Origin of the sequence: Dyella sp. GSA-30 (assembly GCF_027924605.1) — a bacterium.
GTDB lineage: Bacteria > Pseudomonadota > Gammaproteobacteria > Xanthomonadales > Rhodanobacteraceae > GSA-30.
Genome location: NZ_AP027042.1, coordinates 3,288,185 through 3,304,679 on the forward strand (window position 1 = coordinate 3,288,185; position 16,495 = coordinate 3,304,679).

19 protein-coding genes are annotated in these 16,495 nt (G+C 63.2%); 12 read left to right on the forward strand and 7 right to left on the reverse strand.

What is annotated here, in order from left to right; translation table 11 throughout:
* The first annotated feature begins 23 nt into the window (after window positions 1-23).
* The 8 genes from mdcA to QMG46_RS14515 are packed head-to-tail and all read left to right on the forward strand — an operon-like array spanning window position 24 to window position 7,054.
* Window positions 24-1,673, forward strand: coding sequence for a malonate decarboxylase subunit alpha (mdcA, locus tag QMG46_RS14480; RefSeq protein ID WP_281848534.1), 1,650 nt, complete (start codon window positions 24-26; stop codon window positions 1,671-1,673).
* A gap of 12 nt (window positions 1,674-1,685) precedes the next feature.
* A complete protein-coding gene (gene mdcC / locus QMG46_RS14485) occupies window positions 1,686-2,003 on the forward strand; it encodes a malonate decarboxylase acyl carrier protein (protein WP_281848535.1) in 318 nt (105 codons plus the stop codon).
* A complete protein-coding gene (locus QMG46_RS14490; protein ID WP_281848536.1) occupies window positions 2,000-2,938 on the forward strand; it encodes a biotin-independent malonate decarboxylase subunit beta in 939 nt (312 codons plus the stop codon). The genes mdcC and QMG46_RS14490 overlap by 4 nt, the downstream gene beginning before the upstream one ends.
* Complete coding sequence (mdcE, locus tag QMG46_RS14495; RefSeq protein WP_281848537.1) at window positions 2,925-3,647, forward strand: biotin-independent malonate decarboxylase subunit gamma; 723 nt, start codon at window positions 2,925-2,927, stop codon at window positions 3,645-3,647. The genes QMG46_RS14490 and mdcE overlap by 14 nt, the downstream gene beginning before the upstream one ends.
* Window positions 3,622-4,287 (forward strand): malonate decarboxylase holo-[acyl-carrier-protein] synthase, encoded by a 666-nt coding sequence (gene mdcG / locus QMG46_RS14500; protein ID WP_281848538.1) that lies wholly within the window; start codon window positions 3,622-3,624, stop codon window positions 4,285-4,287. The genes mdcE and mdcG overlap by 26 nt, the downstream gene beginning before the upstream one ends.
* The gene (gene mdcB / locus QMG46_RS14505) at window positions 4,284-5,168 is read left to right on the forward strand and encodes a triphosphoribosyl-dephospho-CoA synthase MdcB (RefSeq protein WP_281848539.1); all 885 of its coding nucleotides are present in this window, start codon (window positions 4,284-4,286) and stop codon (window positions 5,166-5,168) included. The genes mdcG and mdcB overlap by 4 nt, the downstream gene beginning before the upstream one ends.
* Window positions 5,165-6,112, forward strand: coding sequence for an AEC family transporter (locus tag QMG46_RS14510; RefSeq protein ID WP_281848540.1), 948 nt, complete (start codon window positions 5,165-5,167; stop codon window positions 6,110-6,112). The genes mdcB and QMG46_RS14510 overlap by 4 nt, the downstream gene beginning before the upstream one ends.
* Window positions 6,113-6,127: 15 nt before the next feature.
* The gene (locus QMG46_RS14515; RefSeq protein WP_281848541.1) at window positions 6,128-7,054 is read left to right on the forward strand and encodes an acyltransferase domain-containing protein; all 927 of its coding nucleotides are present in this window, start codon (window positions 6,128-6,130) and stop codon (window positions 7,052-7,054) included.
* Between the two features lie 159 nt (window positions 7,055-7,213).
* On the opposite strand, the gene QMG46_RS14520 is transcribed toward QMG46_RS14515, so the two are convergent.
* The gene (locus QMG46_RS14520) at window positions 7,214-8,227 is read right to left on the reverse strand and encodes an alpha/beta fold hydrolase (protein ID WP_281848542.1); all 1,014 of its coding nucleotides are present in this window, start codon (window positions 8,225-8,227) and stop codon (window positions 7,214-7,216) included.
* A 100-nt stretch (window positions 8,228-8,327) separates the two neighbouring features.
* On the opposite strand from QMG46_RS14520, the gene QMG46_RS14525 reads away from it, so the two are divergent.
* The 4 genes from QMG46_RS14525 to QMG46_RS14540 all read left to right on the forward strand — a co-directional run bounded on the left by QMG46_RS14525 (window position 8,328) and on the right by QMG46_RS14540 (window position 11,075).
* A complete protein-coding gene (locus QMG46_RS14525; protein WP_281848543.1) occupies window positions 8,328-8,876 on the forward strand; it encodes a TetR/AcrR family transcriptional regulator in 549 nt (182 codons plus the stop codon).
* 77 nt (window positions 8,877-8,953) lie between these two features.
* Entirely contained in the window at window positions 8,954-9,709 is a 756-nt protein-coding gene (gene modA / locus QMG46_RS14530; protein ID WP_281852902.1) for a molybdate ABC transporter substrate-binding protein, read from the forward strand.
* An 8-nt stretch (window positions 9,710-9,717) separates the two neighbouring features.
* The gene (gene modB, locus QMG46_RS14535; RefSeq protein ID WP_281848544.1) at window positions 9,718-10,392 is read left to right on the forward strand and encodes a molybdate ABC transporter permease subunit; all 675 of its coding nucleotides are present in this window, start codon (window positions 9,718-9,720) and stop codon (window positions 10,390-10,392) included.
* Window positions 10,389-11,075: an ATP-binding cassette domain-containing protein gene (locus QMG46_RS14540; RefSeq protein WP_281848545.1), complete on the forward strand. Its 687-nt coding sequence runs from the start codon at window positions 10,389-10,391 to the stop codon at window positions 11,073-11,075. The genes modB and QMG46_RS14540 overlap by 4 nt, the downstream gene beginning before the upstream one ends.
* Here QMG46_RS14540 and QMG46_RS14545 read toward each other — a convergent pair.
* From QMG46_RS14545 to QMG46_RS14570, 6 genes are read right to left on the reverse strand one after another with little or no spacing between them, the layout of a single operon-like run.
* Window positions 11,067-11,651, reverse strand: coding sequence for a nucleotidyltransferase family protein (locus QMG46_RS14545; protein WP_281848546.1), 585 nt, complete (start codon window positions 11,649-11,651; stop codon window positions 11,067-11,069). The two genes, QMG46_RS14540 and QMG46_RS14545, sit on opposite strands and share 9 nt — an antisense overlap.
* Window positions 11,648-12,745 carry an XdhC family protein gene (locus QMG46_RS14550; RefSeq protein ID WP_281848547.1) on the reverse strand — a complete coding sequence of 366 codons (1,098 nt, stop codon included), beginning with the start codon at window positions 12,743-12,745 and terminating at the stop codon, window positions 11,648-11,650. The genes QMG46_RS14545 and QMG46_RS14550 overlap by 4 nt, the downstream gene beginning before the upstream one ends.
* On the reverse strand, window positions 12,742-13,827 hold the full coding sequence (locus QMG46_RS14555) for a HesA/MoeB/ThiF family protein (protein ID WP_281848548.1): 1,086 nt from the start codon (window positions 13,825-13,827) through the stop codon (window positions 12,742-12,744). The genes QMG46_RS14550 and QMG46_RS14555 overlap by 4 nt, the downstream gene beginning before the upstream one ends.
* Complete coding sequence (locus tag QMG46_RS14560; RefSeq protein ID WP_281848549.1) at window positions 13,824-14,426, reverse strand: NTP transferase domain-containing protein; 603 nt, start codon at window positions 14,424-14,426, stop codon at window positions 13,824-13,826. The genes QMG46_RS14555 and QMG46_RS14560 overlap by 4 nt, the downstream gene beginning before the upstream one ends.
* A complete protein-coding gene (gene moaC / locus QMG46_RS14565) occupies window positions 14,423-14,902 on the reverse strand; it encodes a cyclic pyranopterin monophosphate synthase MoaC (protein WP_281848550.1) in 480 nt (159 codons plus the stop codon). The genes QMG46_RS14560 and moaC overlap by 4 nt, the downstream gene beginning before the upstream one ends.
* A gap of 36 nt (window positions 14,903-14,938) precedes the next feature.
* Complete coding sequence (locus tag QMG46_RS14570) at window positions 14,939-16,141, reverse strand: molybdopterin molybdotransferase MoeA (RefSeq protein WP_281848551.1); 1,203 nt, start codon at window positions 16,139-16,141, stop codon at window positions 14,939-14,941.
* Between the last annotated feature and the right edge of the window lie 354 nt (window positions 16,142-16,495).

Sequence of the window (16,495 nt, forward strand, 5' to 3'; positions counted from 1 at the left end):
GGTACTGACGAGACGGAGAATCTGTGATGACGGCTTGGGATACGGCGAGACGCGCACGGGATGCCAGATGGCAGGCCGGAGCCCGTTATGCCCAGGGCAAGCGGGTGGACGCGCGTGATGCGACTGCCTTGCTGGAGGCTGTACTGCAACCCGGCGACCGGGTCTGCCTGGAGGGCGACAACCAGAAGCAGGCTGACGTGCTGGCCGCAGCACTGGCTGCCGTGGACAAGGCCAAGGTTCATCACCTGCATATGGTGCAGTCGGGCATCGTATTGCCCGAACACCTCGATGTGTTCGAAAGCGGTGTGGCCACCCGGTTGGATTATTCCTATTCCGGACCGCAGTCGCAGCGCATCGCCAAATTGTTGTTCGCCGGCAAGATCGAGCTGGGCGCGGTGCACACTTATCTGGAACTGTTCGCGCGCTACTTTATCGACCTGACCCCGCAGGTTGCCTTGATTGCCGCGGTCAGCGCCGATCGCGACGGCAATCTCTATACCGGCCCGAACACCGAAGATACGCCCACCGTGGTCGAGGCCACCGCGTTCAAGGACGGCATCGTGATTGCGCAGGTCAACGAGATCGTCGACAAGGTGCCGCGCGTCGACATTCCTGGCGACCGCGTGCATTTTGTCGTCGAGGCCGGCAAGCCGTTCTATGTCGAGCCCTTGTTCACGCGCGATCCGGCGGCGATCACCGAAACGCAGATCCTTACCGCGATGCTTGCGATCAAGGGCATCTATGCGCCGTATGGCGTGGCGCGGCTCAATCACGGCATCGGCTTCAACACCGCGGCGATCGAGTTGCTGTTGCCCACGTATGGCGAAAAGCTTGGCCTGAAAGGCAAGGTCGCCAGCCATTGGGCGCTCAATCCGCATCCGACCCTGATCCCGGCGATCGAGTCGGGCTGGGTCAAGCAGATTCACAGTTTCGGTTCCGAAGTCGGCATGGACGAATACATTCGTGCACGCTCGGACATCTACTTTACGGGGGCCGATGGCTCGCTGCGCTCGAACCGCGCATTTAGCCAGGTCGCGGGCCTGTATGCCTGCGACATGTTTATCGGCTCGACCTTGCAGATCGATCTGCAGGGGAACTCATCGACGGTGACGACCGATCGCGTCGCCGGCTTCGGTGGGGCGCCGAACATGGGTAGCGATGCACGTGGTCGCCGCCATCCCAGTGAGCCCTGGTTGAAGGCCGGACTGGAGGCCGACCCCGACAGCCCGGCAGCCATGCGACGCGGTCGCAAGCTGGTCGTGCAGATCGGCGAGACCTTCGGCGACAAGAATGTGCCGATGTTCGTCGAGCAGTTGGATGCCCTGGCCCTCGGCGAGAAGCTCAAGCTCGATCTTGCTCCGGTGATGGTCTACAGCGACGACGTAACCCATATCGTTACCGAGGAAGGTATCGCCAACCTGCTGCTATGCCGCGACAAGGACGAGCGCGAACATGCGATTCGTGGTGTGGCCGGCTACACCGATGTCGGTCGTGGACGCGATGCCGGCATGGTGCAACGTTTGCGCGAGCGTGGCGTGATCCGACGGCCTGAAGATCTCGGAATCGATCCGCTCGATGCCGACCGCCGCATGCTCGCAGCCCGTTCGATCAAAGACCTGGTGCGCTGGTCGGGCGGCCTGTATGCACCGCCGTCCAAGTTTCGCAATTGGTAAGGAGACGAGACGATGGAACACCTGAACTACCGTCACACCACCCGACGCCGCGCTGCCGGTAGCAGCAAGCTCGCTATCGTGGGCGTGGTCGCCTCCGGCAATCTCGAGGTGCTGGCCGAGCGCGTACTGCCGGACAACGAGTGCGAAGTGGATATCAACACCGCGGCCGAAGGTTTCGGCGAGGTATGGAAGGCCGTGGTTGCCGATTTCGTCGAGCGACGCGCCAGCGGTGGCGTGCGGCTCTCCGTCAACGACGGTGGTGCGCGACCGGACATGGTGGCCTTGCGACTGGCGCAGGCAGTACGCGCCCTGGAAGGAGAGTCGGCATGAGTGCGAGCAAGATCGATGTGCAGGCAGATAACGCCTTGCTGTCGCCCAGTTGGTATGAAGCCTCCGCACGCCAGCGCGTCGATGGATTGCTCGATGCGGGCAGTTTTGACGAATTCATCGGCCCGGCAGTGCGCGAAACCAGCCCGCATTTGCCGCTGTTCGATCTGCCGCAGCAATTCGATGACGGCATGATCGTGGGGCGTGGTCGCCTAGGCGGAAAGACGGTATTTGTCGCGGCGCAGGAGGGGCGCTTCATGGGCGGCTCGTTCGGCGAGGTGCATGGGGCCAAGTTGACCGGCCTGCTGCGAGCCGCGCGGGACATCGGTTCGGTACCTGTACTGGTGTTGTTCGATACCGGCGGCGTGCGCTTGCAGGAGGCCAATGCCGGCGAGCTGGCGATTGCCGAAATCATGCGCGCGGTGATCGAAGCGCGTCTGGCCGGCGTGCCGGTCCTTGGCCTGATCGGTGGCCGGGCCGGCTGTTATGGCGGTGGCGGTCTCATCGCTGCTTGCTGTTCGGCGCTGGCCGTGTCGGAGCAGGGACGTATCAGTGTCTCCGGGCCGGAAGTGATCGAAACCAACCGCGGTGTCGAGGAGTTCGACTCCAAGGACCGTGCCCTGGTATGGCGCACGATGGGCGGCAAGCACCGTCGCCTGATCGGTGGCGCCGATCGTTTTGTCGACGACAGCATGGCGAGTTTTCGTGCGGCTGCTTCCGCGTTGCTGACCCACGTGCCGGCAATGCAGCTGGCAACCCTGGTAGCCGAACAGCAGCGTCTTGAGCAACGGCTGCAACGTTTCGGTAGCAGCGAGGACGCGGTCGATCTGTGGCGGACCCTGGGTATCGCCGAGCCGGCACAGGTTCCTGGCATGGCTTATGACGACTTTGTCGAACTCGTCGCCTCGTTGAAGGAGCCGCATCATGACGCCCGATAAGATTCTCGCTTCCGTATTTCCCGAAGGTCATGCGGTGACGCGTGACGGTGGATTGATGCTCGGCCATGGAAACTTCGGTGGCCGCAAGATCGAAGTGATCGGTGTCGCCGATCGCACCGCGCTCGGTGTCGATGAGGCGGCCCGCTTGTCGCAGTACGTGCTTGAGGTCATTGAGCGCGGCGGAGATGCACCGATTCTTGTGTTGATCGACAGCGACAGTCAGCGCATGAGCAAGCGCGACGAGCTGCTTGGACTCAACGAGTTTCTCGCGCATCTGGCCAAAAGCCTGATTCTTGCCGATACGCTGGGTCACCCCACGATCGGCCTGCTGTATGGCTACACGGCGGCAGGGGCATTTATCGCCACCGCCCTGGCTACGCGCGCGTTGCTGGCCCTGCCGGGAGCCGAGCCCGCAGTCATGGATCTTCCGTCCATGTCGCGGGTCACCAAACTGTCGCTCGATGTGTTGCAGGAGAAGTCCAAGACCACGCCGGTATTTGCACCGGGCCTGGCCAACCTCACGCAGACCGGTGCTGTTGCCAGGACGCTCGACCCCAACGGATCGCTGGCCGAACAGTTGTCGGGCTTGCTCGCCGGGCTTTCCGATACGCGCGATACACGCGATCGACTCGGCAAGGAACGCCAGGGCCGGCCGAAAGCCGCGGACATTGCCGAGCGCGTCTATGCATTGGCACGCGCTTCGGTCTGACGCGCCGCTTCAACGGCATCAGCTGGTTCGGCTCAAGCCGGCCAGCTGGAGCGAGCTGCTGCATGCGCGTAGCGACCTGGCCGGCGAGGCGTTGCTGCAGGGTTGGGCCGACTGCGGCTGGCCCTTGATCGCACGCCGCCCACTGCCTGGTGAGGCGGGAGGATATGCCTTGGGCTTGCCGCTGCCGCCAGCGGCAGGCAAGCGTCGTATCGCGGTGAACGCACGGCACGAGGATATCGATGCCGTGTCGTCCCTGCCGTATCTGCAGGAGACGATCCATAGTGCGCCGGCAGCGTGGGCAAGCAGCATGGATCGCTTGACGATGCTCGCCGCGCGGCATGCTATCGAGGCGCGGGTTTTCGGAAGCCTTGCCTGGCAATGGCTGACCGGGCTGACATATCTCTCGCCAGGTTCCGATCTCGATGTCATCTGGACCTTGCCGCCGCCTGGACATATCGCCCCGTTGCTTGCCGAACTGGCCGAGATCGAAACCCTGGCGCCCATGCGACTGGATGGCGAACTGATTCGCGCCGATGGATCGGGCGTCAATTGGCGCGAGCTATATGCCGGGTCGAAAGAGCTCGCACTGAAAACGCCTGTCGATGTGCAGCTATGTTCGTATGAGGCGTTTGTCGCATGAACGAAGCTCTCGCCGCTTCCGTGTCAAACGTGTCCGGAACGGCGAGCGTCGCGACGGTCGAGTCATATGCCAAGTACATCGGCCAGCTCGCCGAGCAATGCCTGCGACTGGAGGTGCAGACGTGGCCCAAGCCGGGTCTGGTCAGCCATGTCGACAACGGTAGCCATACCGACATGGACGCGATCACGTTTTCCCGTAGCGCCGAGGCGTTACGTCCTTTCTTTGCTGAGCTTGCCGAAGCCGGTGCCCAAGGCGCGGCGATGAGCACGTTACGAAAGATCGGCCTGCGCGCTGAGCGCGCCATGCTTCAGGCCACGGGCGGTATCAATACCCATCGCGGCGCGATCTTCGGACTGGGCCTGCTGAGCGCCGCTGCCGGGTGGCGCAACGCTCATCCTGGCGATCGCACATCGAGCCTCGGCGAAATCGTCGCGCGGTACTGGGGCGATGACATTCTCGGTGGTCCGCGCTTGACGACGAGCCATGGTGAAACCGCGCATCGTCGCTATGGCGCAGGTGGCGCGCGGCAGGAAGCGGCAGATGGGTTTCCAAGCATTTATAACGTCGGCCTGCGTGCACTGGAAGCCGCTCGGGACATCGCGAGCGGCGAGGCGGAAGCCGCTCGCGTACACGCCTGCTTCGCGCTGATTGCCGCCGTGGAAGACACCAATTTATTGCATCGCGGCGGCATCGCGGGGCTGCGCTTCGCGCGGCAGGCGACGCGTGCATTTTTACGACGGGGTGGGGTGGGGCAGGCGGAATGGCGGCGTCATGCCGAAGCGATCCATCGCGCCTTTGTGGAACGTCGACTCAGTCCGGGCGGGGCAGCGGATCTCCTGGCGATGAGTCTTTTCGTAAGCGCGCTCGGGAGGGACGGGTGATTTCAATTATTTTGGCGGCGCTGGTGCCGATCTTCTTTGTATTGCTGCTGGGGTATTCGGCCGGCAAATGGCGGGTGGTCGACAACAAGAACGTCGCCCAGCTCAATGCCGTGGTGATGCGATACGCAATTCCCGCATCGTTGTTCGCGGCAACCGCGACCACGCCGCGCCAGGCCATGCTTGCCCAGTGGCCGATCGTGGTGATTCTTGGCGGCGCGATGATGGTGGTCTATCCGCTGTGGTTTTTCCTGCAGCGGAACGTGTTGAAACGTTCCTTGGCCGAATCGGCGGTACAGACTCTGTCGGTCTCCTTGCCCAACTATGCGGCGGCCGGCTTGCCGGTGGTGGCGGCCTTGCTGGGACCAAACCAGATTGTGCCGGTAGCGGTGGCCATTGCCACCGGCGCGCTGTTGCCTTCGCCGATCACGTTGGCGTTGCTGGAACTGTCCGCCGCCAAGAGCGGCACACAGGGCGGTCATGGTCAGGGGCCGATAAGGCACGCGATCACGCATGCCTTGACCCGACCCATTGTGCTGGCACCGATCGCCGGCACGCTTTGCTCCTTGCTCGGGCTTGAGTTGCCTGCGGTGGCGATAGCCTCGTTTCGCCTGATCGGTCAGGCCGCGGGCGGCATGGCACTGTTCGTGACCGGTCTGATTCTTTCCGCACAACAGTTCCGCCTGCGCTGGAATGTGGTGCTGGCTGCTGTGACGACCAACATCTTGCAACCGCTGATCGCATTCGGTATCGCCAGCCTGCTGACGGCACCCAGGGAGATCCTGCAAGTGGCGGTACTGATGGCGGCCCTGCCATCGGGTTTCTTTGGCATCCTGTTCGGATCCAGCTATGGGCACAGTTCCGAAGATGCCGGTTCGGCGGTGATTGCCAGTACATTGGCAAGCATGTTCACGCTGGCCGTGGCGATCGCCTGGCTTTACGGATAACGGAGTGCACGATCCATGACGCTGGCCATTCTCTGTTCCGGCCAGGGCGCACAGCACGCTGGCATGTTCGAGCTCACCGGCAATGCACCGGCTGCCGCGTCGTTGTTCGAACGTGCCGGGGCATTGCTCGGACATGACCCGCGCCGTCTGGTGCGCGAGGCGGCGAGTGACGTGCTTTTCGAAAACCGTACCGCGCAGTTGCTCTGCAGTTTGCAGGCGTTGGCAGCGGATGCCTTGCTCGCCGATGTGTTGCCGAAACGTCGCTGTGTTGCCGGTTACAGCGTGGGCGAGGTAGCAGCCTGGGGCGTTGCCGGTTTGATTGAACCCGTAACGACGCTCGAACTGGTGGCCGCGCGAGCCGATGCGATGAATGCGGCCAATCATGGGCAGCAGGGCATGTTGTTCGTGCGCGGTTTAGCGCGTGATGTCGTTGAGCAGTTATGCGAGGGGTTGGATGCGGCGATCGCCATCGCCAATCCTGGCGACGCCTGGGTTATCGGCGGCTTGCAGTCTGCTTTGGATGTCGTTGCGGTAAAGGCCAAGGCGTTCGGTGCATTGCGGGTCGTGCCGGTGCACGTGGCGGTAGCGTCGCATACGTACCTGCTGGCCGAGGCGTCTGTGTCGTTTCGCGATGCACTCGCTGCTACGTCGATAGCGCGCGCACCCAAGCCGGGTATTCGATTGCTGAGCGGGCTGGATGCTGCGTCGGTATTGAATGTCGACGAAGGCGTGCAGAAACTTGCGCGGCAGATATCCGAACCGATCGATTGGGCGGGTTGTCTGGCGGCTTGCGTCGAAGCTGGTGCGGTTGCGTTTCTGGAGCTGGGGCCGGGGCGTGCGTTGGCGGAGATGGCTGCCGGGGCGTATCCGGGGATACCTTCGCGCAGCCTGGATGAATTCCATTCGTTGGCTGGTTTAACGACGTGGTTGTCGCGGGTTTGATCGGGAGCGGCAGGAGCGCCCCCTCACCCCAGCCCTCTCCCCCGGCAAAGCCAGGGGAGAGGGAGCGATTGAGGTAGGCTTCATTGCTTCGTTCTTGCGTAACCTGGCTCCCTCTCCCCTGGCTTCGCCGGGGGAGAGGGTTGGGGTGAGGGGGGCTCTTCAACCCTTCAACTTGCGCCCCAAAAAATCCCGCATATACCCCGCAATCTCGACCGAATGCGTCTCCAACGCAAAATGCCCCGCATCCAGCAAGTGAATTTCCGCATCGGGAATATCGCGCCGATACGCCTCCGCACCCGGCGGGATAAAGAACGGATCGTTCTTGCCCCATACCGCGAGAAGCGGCGGACGATGACTGCGGAAATACGCCTGGAACTCCGGATAGCGCGCCACATTGCTGCGGTAATCCAGGATCAGGTCCAACTGGATATCGTCCGCGCCCGGGCGCGCCATATAGCCGATATCCAAGGTATAGCCATCCGGCGACACGCGCCCGGCCGGCGCACCGTGCAGGTATTGCAGATCGCGAATCACCTGCGGCGACAAGGCGTCACGGCAGGCTTCGCGATGAGCCGCCGTCGGCTCGCGCCAATACGTCTGCCAGCTACCCCAGTTCTCACTGAAGCCATCCAGATAGGCATTGCCGTTCTGGCTGATGATCGCCGTGACGCGTTCGGGATGCGCAAGCGCCAGGCGCAGCCCGGTCGGTGCGCCGTAATCGAAGATATACAGCGCATAGCGTTGCAAGCCGATGGCATCGACGAACTGGCCGATGACGCGTGCGAGTTCGTCGAAGCTGTAGTTGAACGTTCCGCGCGGCGGCGCCTTGGTCTGGCCGAAGCCGGGCAGGTCGGGAGCGATCACGCGATAGTTCTGCGACAGCTGCGGGATCAGATCGCGAAACATATGGCTGGAGGTAGGAAAGCCATGCAACAGCAGGATCACCGGTGCGTCAGCCGGGCCGGCCTCGCGATAGAACACCTCGACATCGCCGACCTTTTGCGTGCGAAAGAACACCGGCTGGGGAGTGGCCGAGACAGGCGCGCCAGATGCGTGTTTCCTTGGGGCTGCCATCGAGCTGGTGGCCAGCGCAGCCGTTCCTATCGCCGTGGCGAGGATCGCTTTGCGGCGCGTTTTGTCGACAATTTCATTATGAATATCATTCGATTGCATGACTTATCTCCCGTGCTTTGTCATATCGGGCGCACTTGAGCCGTCATGCGCCATCCTGTAAAATACTAACTACCGATCGGTAGGATATGACTGCCAGCTTATGAAAACAAGTCTCGACACCATCATCAGCGAGGCCCGCGAGCTCTTTCGCGACCATGGCTATGCCGGCGCGTCCATGCAGGACCTGGCCACGCGGGTCGGCATCAAGAAGCCCAGCCTCTACACCCGCTTTCCTACCAAGGAGTCGCTGGTGCCCGAGGTGCTGGCCTTGACCACGCGCGAAACCTTCGACGATTTGCCGGATGCGTCGGCGCCGTGGATGGAACGCTATGAGACGGTGCTGCGGCGCATTGCCGATACCCTGAGCGATCGCACCCGTTGTGTGGGTCTGCATCTGGCGTATGGGATCAACGACGAAACACCGGAAGCAGCCGATGCGGTGCGGGCGTTTTTCCGCGAGCAGCGCGATGGCATCGCGCGGATACTCATGCCGGCGTTTGCCAAGGACACCGCCCACGCCATGGCGACCGACGCATTGACGCGTCTGGAGGGCGCCACTTTGTGGGCGGTGATCGACGGCGATACGCAGCCCATGCAACGTGCAGTCGACGCGTTGCTGGCCGATGCCAGGGCGCACGGCAAGGCGTAACCATCATCCGGATATCGCCATCGTTGCGATATAGTCGGCCGCTCGTTACGTCCTCTCGGAGAAGCTCCATGGCGCGCATGCGTTTGAAGTGGTCGGTCGGTCTGCTGTCGTTGCTTGCGCTGGGCTCGGCCGGGATCGCGCATGCCGATGACCTGGTGGTATCGGCGGCATCCAGCCTGACCAATGCCTTTCAAAGTGTCGCCAAGGCCTACGAGGCCAAGCACCCGGGCACGCATGTGGTGCTCAATTTCGCTGCCTCCGACGTGTTGCTGCAGCAGATCGCCAATGGCGCGCCGGCCGACGTGTTCGCCTCGGCCGACCAGACGGCGATGGACAAGGCCGAGTCCAAGAACGTGCTGCTCAAGGGCTCGCGCAAGAACTTCGCCGCCAATCAGCTGGTGTTGATAGCGCCGCTGGCCAGCAACTTGAAGGTCTCCAGCCTGCGCGATCTCACGCAGCCCGCCATCAAGCGGATTGCCGCCGGTGATCCGGCCTCGGTGCCGGTCGGCCGCTACACCAAGGGCGCGCTGGAAGCACAGGGTTTGTGGGACGGTCTCTCGGCCAAGACCGTGCTGGCGCAGAACGTTCGCCAGAGCCTGGACTATGTAGCGCGCGATGAGGTCGATGCCGGTTTCGTCTTCGCCACCGATGCGGCGGTCGCCACGGACAAGGTCAAAGTGATCATGACGGTGCCGACGACGACACCCATCAGCTACCCGATGGCGGTGATCGCGCAGTCCAAACATCAAGCCGAAGCGCAGGCGTTCGAATCCTATGTGCTGTCCAGCGAGGGCCAGGCGGTACTGGCGCAATACGGGTTTCTGAAGCCCTGATTCCCATCATGGATATCTGGGCGCCGCTGCTGTTGTCGCTCAAGGTCGCGTTGTGGGCGACCGGCTTGAATCTTCTGCTCGGCACCGCGGTAGCTTACGGCTTGTCGCGCTGGCGTTCGCCGATCGCCGCGCTGGTCGATTCCTTGCTGACCTTGCCGCTGGTGTTGCCGCCCACGGTACTGGGCTACTACCTGCTGGTGATCCTGGGACGCCACGGCGTGCTCGGTGCGTGGCTGGAGCGTTGGAACATCAATCCCGTGTTTACCTGGCAGGGCGCGGTCATCGCCTCGACTCTGGTGGCGTTTCCGATGATCCAGAAGGCCGCGCGTGCGGCGTTTGAAGATGTCGATCCGCACCTGGAAGGCGCTGCGCGTGTCTTGGGGTTGCCGGAGTGGTCGGTGTTTTTCCGCGTGTCGCTGCCGCTGGCGGCCAGGGGCATCACCGCCGGTGCCTTGCTGGCGTTTGCGCGTGCACTGGGTGAGTTCGGCGCCACCTTGATGATTGCCGGCAATCTGCCCGGTCGTACGCAGACCTTGTCGGTGGCGATCTATGCCGCAGTGCAGGCTGGCGACGACGCAGGCGCCAATACCATGGTCATCGTGGCGTCGATCACCTGCGTCGTCGCCTTGTTGATTGCCGGACGCCTGGCTCCCCAGCATAGCCAACGGCGGTCTGAACGATGAGTGTCGATATCGCCATTCACCGCATCATGAACGACGCGCAGCGTCGATTCGAACTGGATGTGGCGTTTCGTTCGGACCGGCGTCGCATCGTGCTTTACGGTCCGTCCGGTGCGGGCAAGAGCCTGACCTTGCGTGCCATCGCCGGGCTGCTGAAACCGGACCGTGGACACATCGTGGTGAACGGACGCTCCCTGTTCGATGCCGCGCGGCCGCTGAATCTGCCGACGCAGTATCGAAAGGTCGGCTATCTGTTCCAGGACTATGCGTTGTTTCCGCATCTTACGGTGGCGCAGAACGTGGCGTTCGGCGTGCAACGCGGCATGTTCAATCCACGCCGGCATGGGGATGTGCCGGCGCCGGCCTTGCGCTGGCTGCAGGCATTCGAGCTGGAGCAGATTGCAGGTAACTATCCCGCGCAGATTTCCGGCGGTCAGAAACAACGCGTGGCCCTCGCTCGTGCACTGGCTGCCGAACCGGACATCTTGCTGCTGGACGAGCCGTTTTCGGCGCTCGATCCGGCGCTGAAAAGCCGCATGCGCAACGAGCTGACCATGGTGCAGGCGCAGCTCGATCTGCAGATGCTGGTAATTACCCACGATCCCGCCGATGCTGAGGCGCTCGGCCAGCATGTATTCGAGATCCATGAAGGTCGCGTACGCAGCGAGTCGAACGTCTCAGCGTAGAAGGTGGGCCAGATCGTCCGGTGTGTCGATATCTATGGCGGCGTGAGGCATGGGCAGGGCGCGAACGCGTTCGGCGTGGCGTTGCAACAGGACACGTGCGCCCTGCGGGCCGGACAGTTTCATCAGGGCATCGATATCGCCGCGAGGAAACAGGCAAGGAGGCCCGAGCACACCGGCGAAGCTCGCCGCGATGATGAACTCCGGATCCAGGCGATGTGCGTCGATAAGCAGTTGCAGATCGTAGGCGTCGATCAGCGCCTGATCGGCGAGGCACAGCATGACGGCAGATAGACCAGGATGTTGCTGTGTCAGCTGTTGCACACCCAGTGCGATCGAACCGCCCAGACCTTCGTGCCATTGCGGATTGAACGCAAGCGACACATCCAGGCCATCGAGCAGGGGCTCGATCGCATCGCGATGCGCGCCGAGCACCACGGTGACGGTCGCGCCGGTCTGAACAGCTTCTCTGGCCACGCGATGCACCAGCGGCACACCATCGATCAGCGTGGCTTGCTTGGCCGAGCCGAAGCGGCTTGCTTCGCCGGCCGCCAGCAACACGATGCCGATCTCGCTCATGAGTGGATCGGACCGCTGGTGACGCTCAGTCGTCGGCCTTCGCGCGCGTTGAACGTGGCGACGATCTCGGCGAGCACGGCCAGTGCGATTTCCTGTGGCGTGTCCGAACCGATATCGAGCCCCGCCGGTACGTGCAACTGATCGAACTGCCCGTCGAGCGCGTGGTTCATTCGTCGGGCACGGTCGCGCGAGCCGATGGCACCGACATAAGCCGGAGAGCTGTCGCCCAGGGCGTTGAGGTATTCCACGTCGAGTTCGTAGCGATGCGTCATCACGACGACCGCGGTGAACTCGTCCGGTTTCAACAGCTCGCAAACCGTGCTTGGGGTAGCAACGCGCGCCACGACCTTTGCCGGTAAGGCCGTGGCGAGCAGTCGTTCGGCGTGGCTATCTACGACGGTCACCTGCCAGCCCAGCGTCAATGCCAGGTCGACCATGGCGCGTGCACCCACGTTGGCGCCGATCAAGGCCAGTGCCGGTCGCGGATGCAGTCTTTCGAACAGGGCAGTTACCGCACCGCGTGGGGTGGCCAGTTCCTGGCGTTCGACACAGGCGGAAAGGGCGCTCATGGGCTGGTCGAGCAACGAACTCAGCGCTTCGTCGCCGATATCGTCGAAAAGCGTGCGATGCGTGTCGTCGATTCTTCGGCGCGGGCGTGCCTGGACCGTGCCGTCATGGGAGAAAACCGTGGCCATGCTGCCAAGACGTCGCTCGCCGAGACAGTATTCCAAGGCCTCGAGATAAGCGATGTCCCGATCGCCAAGTACCGGTTCGATCAATACATCCAGCTCGCCGCCACAACCCATTTCGATCAGCACGTCGTAGTTGGCATCGCGGTTGTAATGCACCAACTGGGTCTGGCCGGTGGCGATGACTTCGTTGGCACGAAAGACGATATCGCGTTGCGGACAACCGCCGGCCAGCTCGCAGACGATGCGGCCGTCGCCGCGCACCAGCATGCTGGTACCGGCACGGCGGAAGGTGGAGCCGTGCGTATAGGTAATCGTCGCCAGCGCCGCGCCACCTGCGAAGCCGTCGCGTTGAAGTTCGCGCAGCGCGTCGATCAGCGCCTGCAGCTCCTGTGGCGAGTTCATGGTGTCGTGGCTGCGGCATCCATATGCATGCCGGTCCAGCCGCCGCGCAGGGAATAGACATTGGTATAGCCTTGTTCGCGCAGGCGCTCGGCGGCGTAGCGGCTACGCGCGCCGCGCGCGCAAATCAGCAGCCAGTGGCTGTTGGCGAAACTTGCCGCGTGGTCGAGCACTTCACCGGAGGGAATCCACAGCGCCTGGGTTTGAAGCGGATCGGCTTCGATCTCGTCGCGTTCGCGCAGGTCGACCAGTTGATAACCCGCCAGCACGGCGGCCTGCAGGCTTGGAAAATCCCGCTCCAGTGCTTCGTTCGATCGGCGCGCCGACAGACCTAGCTCGGATTCGGCATGACAGTCGTGCTCGGCGCGGCGGGTGCGAATGCGGCGCATCTCCAGATCGGTCAAGTCGACCAGCACCAGGTCGTTGGCCAGTTTGCCGGGCAGATCGAGCAGAAGCTTCAAGGCCTCATTGGCTTGCAGCGTGCCGAGCACGCCCGGTGCCGGCCCCAATACACCTGATATTTCACAACTGCCCAGTTGTGCCGGGTCGGGTTCCTGCGGCCAGAGGCAGCGCATGCACGGCGTGGCCTGATCCGGACGATAGACATGCAGCTGGCCTTCGTATTGATACACGCTGGCGAAGATCACCGGTTTGCCGGTGACGACCGCCGCATCGCTGCAAAGATAGCGGCTGCGCATATCGTCGGTGCATTCGAGGATCAGATCGTAGGACGCAAACAGCGGCACGATCTCTTCGGCGGTCAAGGCGTGATCGATGCAGGCGACATCGACGCTGGGATTGAGCGCGCGGATACGCCGCGCCGCCAGCAGCACCTTGGATTGGCCGATGTCCGCCGCGTCGTACAAGGTCTGCCGATGCAGGTTGCTCGCTTCCAATACGTCGCTGTCGACGATGCCGATATGGCCCACGCCGGCACCGGCCAGGTAGGCGAGCACCGGGCAGCCGAGACCGCCGGCACCGATGACCAGCACCCGGCTTGCCGCCAGCCTGGCCTGGCCCTCCGGCCCGACCGCGGCCAGTCGCGTCTGGCGCGAATAATCGGGTACGAAGCCGTCGTTGCTCACGAAGCTTTCCTCAACCGTTGCAGGATGTCTTCGCGTTCGCCGGGTGAATTGGCGTTGTCCAGCGCCTGTGGATCGACCGGGGCGATCAGTTTCGTATCGATCGCGATCAGGCCCTTGCGCGGGCAAACCCGTCCGGTCGCAACGCTCGCGGCCAGAGCGTCGATCGCCGACGGTTCCCAGATCGCACAAAGCGGTTCGGGCAGGCCGTCGTGCGCGCTGGTAAACGCAGTCGCATCGCGTGAAACATCGCGAGCGGCAAGCAGCGCATGCAAGGTCGCGCTATTGAGCAAGGGCAGGTCGCAGGCAAGCACCAGCCACGCGGCATCCGGGTGAGCCGCATGTGCAGCAAGGATGCCGGCGGCTGGCCCGATATCGGCAAGCTGGTCGACGATCTGCGGCAGGCTGCGACGCGTTTCTTCATTGCGCTGATCCTCGCGCACCGACACATAAGCCTGCTCGACTACGGTTTCCAGCAGGCGATACGCAGTCAGCAGTTGCGGCTGGTCGCCATAGTTCAGCAAGGCCTTGTCCTGGCCCATGCGTCGACTGGCGCCGCCGGTCAGCAACAGACCATAGAGTGGACGAACCGGGGTATTCATGGCGTGGGCTCCGTAAGATCGATATCGCGCTTGCCGCCGCTCTTGCTCAGCAGACGCACGTCGCCGATCACCATGGCGTGCGACATCGCCTTGCACATGTCGTAGATGGTCAGCGCGGCGATGCTGGCGCCGGTCAGCGCCTCCATCTCCACGCCGGTGGTGCCGCGGCAGGCCACTTCGCACTCGATCACCGCGTCATCGCCTTCGATATGGATGTCGAGGTTGCAGCGTTCAATGGCCAGCGGATGGCAAAGCGGGATCAGTTGCGGGGTGGCCTTTGCGCCCATGACACCGGCAATCTGGGCGACCGTGATTACCGCGCCCTTGGGCGTGACATAGCCGGCATCGCGCAAGGCGGCGGCGACATCGGCAGGGAAGCTGACCCGCGCCTGCGCGCGGGCAACGCGCCGCGTGATGGCCTTGTCGCCCACATCGACCATGCGTGGCTGTTGATTTTCGTCGACGTGCGAAAGCATCTTTAAGTCACTCCTGCATGAACAGCGGCGCGCCGGTCATGACCATGCGCGAAAGGGCGCCGTAAAACCCGCTTCGAACGGCGACGCATTCGGTGGTAGCTCGATAATGCCATCCGTGCGCACCAGCGAAGCGAAATCACCGGACGTCGCCGACGGTACGGGTTGCGCCATCAGGCGGCCATCGTCACCGTCTTCGAGTGCGACGGGAATGAAGCAGGTAAGGCTGGCATGGGTGGTCAGCGGCGCGGCGAGGGTTACCGCGCGTGGCCGCGATGCCGGCATGCCGCTGGCGGCGCGCAATGCGGGTAGCACGTAGCGCAGCGTGCATACGAGCGCGGAGACGGGATTACCGGGCAGGGCAAAGACCGGTTTGTCGCCCGGGGCGATGCCGAACCACATCGGTTTTCCGGGCCGTTGCGCGATCTTGTGGAAGACTTGTTTGACACCCAGTGTTTCCAGCGCACTCGGGATGTAATCGCGCTGCCCCATCGAGACGCCGCCGCACAGCACGATCACGTCACGGTGTCGCAGCAGCTCGTCGAGCAAACCCAGGATGCGTTTACGCTCATCGGTGACGTGATGCACCGACACCTCGCCAAAATGGGCATCGCGCAGTGCCGCGGCGATGGCATGGTCGTTGGAGCGTCGGATCTGCCAAGGTTCCGGTTGCGCATCGATGTCGACCAGTTCGTCGCCGGTCGACACGACGGCAATGGCGGGCAGGCGGGAAACCTCGACATCGGCGATACCATTGGTAGCCAGCACGGCGATTTCCGGTGCGCGCAGCATCCGCCCCGGCGACAACAGCAGATCGCCTTCGCGGCAGTCCGAGCCGCGGCGATGCACGAACTGTCCCACGGCGTTTACCGCGCCGGCCGTCAGGTTGGCGTAGCCTTCCGACTTGCGCAGGCTTTCGACCGGCACCACCGTATCGGCGCCTTGCGGCAACATGGCGCCGGTCATCACTTCCAGGCAGTCGCCCGTCGTCGCGAGGGTCATGGCGGTCTCGCCGGCCAGCTGAGTGCCGGCGATGCGATAGCGCGCAAGCGACACTTCGTGGCGGATGGCGATGCCGTCCATCATGACGCGGTCGAAGGGCGGTTGATCGCGATCGGCACGGATGTCCTGGCGTAATACGCGGCCTTGCGCCAGCGCCAGCGGAATGCGCTCGGTGGCAAAACGCGGCATATGCGCTTCGATCAAGGCCTCGGCGGCCGCCACGCTGATCGGTCCCTCCACGTATCGACTCCGGACTTGAAACGGGCTGGCAGTTTAGCGCGGCTGGAAGGGAGTTTCGAAAACATCTCCTATTCGTCATCCCGGCGCAGGCCGGGACCCAGTGGCTCCAGTGGTCGGTCTTCGCAAATGCGTTCGGGCTCTGACACGACAACCTACCACTAACGTCACTGGATCCCGACCTGCGCCGGGATGACGGATAGGAGGCGTTTCTACACGCCGCCTTTACATCTGAGCATGGCACGCAACACAAACAAGCCACTTAAAGATCAAGTTAGTTTTTTTGTGCTCAAGCGAGTGCTTTAATGGCCCATTAGCGGAGGGTCCTCGGCCTAATGCCTCTCAGGGATTGAGACC

Bases quoted from the DNA above. Each gene is read 5' to 3' on its own strand.
- mdcC (WP_281848535.1), top strand. From the start codon at position 1,686: ATGGAACACCTGAACTACCGTCACACCACCCGACGCCGCGCTGCCGGT.
- QMG46_RS14490 (WP_281848536.1), top strand. From the start codon at position 2,000: ATGAGTGCGAGCAAGATCGATGTGCAGGCAGATAACGCCTTGCTGTCG.
- mdcE (WP_281848537.1), top strand. From the start codon at position 2,925: ATGACGCCCGATAAGATTCTCGCTTCCGTATTTCCCGAAGGTCATGCG.
- mdcG (WP_281848538.1), top strand. From the start codon at position 3,622: ATGCATTGGCACGCGCTTCGGTCTGACGCGCCGCTTCAACGGCATCAG.
- mdcB (WP_281848539.1), top strand. From the start codon at position 4,284: ATGAACGAAGCTCTCGCCGCTTCCGTGTCAAACGTGTCCGGAACGGCG.
- QMG46_RS14515 (WP_281848541.1), top strand. From the start codon at position 6,128: ATGACGCTGGCCATTCTCTGTTCCGGCCAGGGCGCACAGCACGCTGGC.
- QMG46_RS14520 (WP_281848542.1), bottom strand. From the start codon at position 8,227: ATGCAATCGAATGATATTCATAATGAAATTGTCGACAAAACGCGCCGC.
- QMG46_RS14525 (WP_281848543.1), top strand. From the start codon at position 8,328: ATGAAAACAAGTCTCGACACCATCATCAGCGAGGCCCGCGAGCTCTTT.
- modA (WP_281852902.1), top strand. From the start codon at position 8,954: ATGCGTTTGAAGTGGTCGGTCGGTCTGCTGTCGTTGCTTGCGCTGGGC.
- modB (WP_281848544.1), top strand. From the start codon at position 9,718: ATGGATATCTGGGCGCCGCTGCTGTTGTCGCTCAAGGTCGCGTTGTGG.
- QMG46_RS14540 (WP_281848545.1), top strand. From the start codon at position 10,389: ATGAGTGTCGATATCGCCATTCACCGCATCATGAACGACGCGCAGCGT.
- QMG46_RS14545 (WP_281848546.1), bottom strand. From the start codon at position 11,651: ATGAGCGAGATCGGCATCGTGTTGCTGGCGGCCGGCGAAGCAAGCCGC.
- QMG46_RS14550 (WP_281848547.1), bottom strand. From the start codon at position 12,745: ATGAACTCGCCACAGGAGCTGCAGGCGCTGATCGACGCGCTGCGCGAA.
- QMG46_RS14560 (WP_281848549.1), bottom strand. From the start codon at position 14,426: ATGAATACCCCGGTTCGTCCACTCTATGGTCTGTTGCTGACCGGCGGC.
- moaC (WP_281848550.1), bottom strand. From the start codon at position 14,902: ATGCTTTCGCACGTCGACGAAAATCAACAGCCACGCATGGTCGATGTG.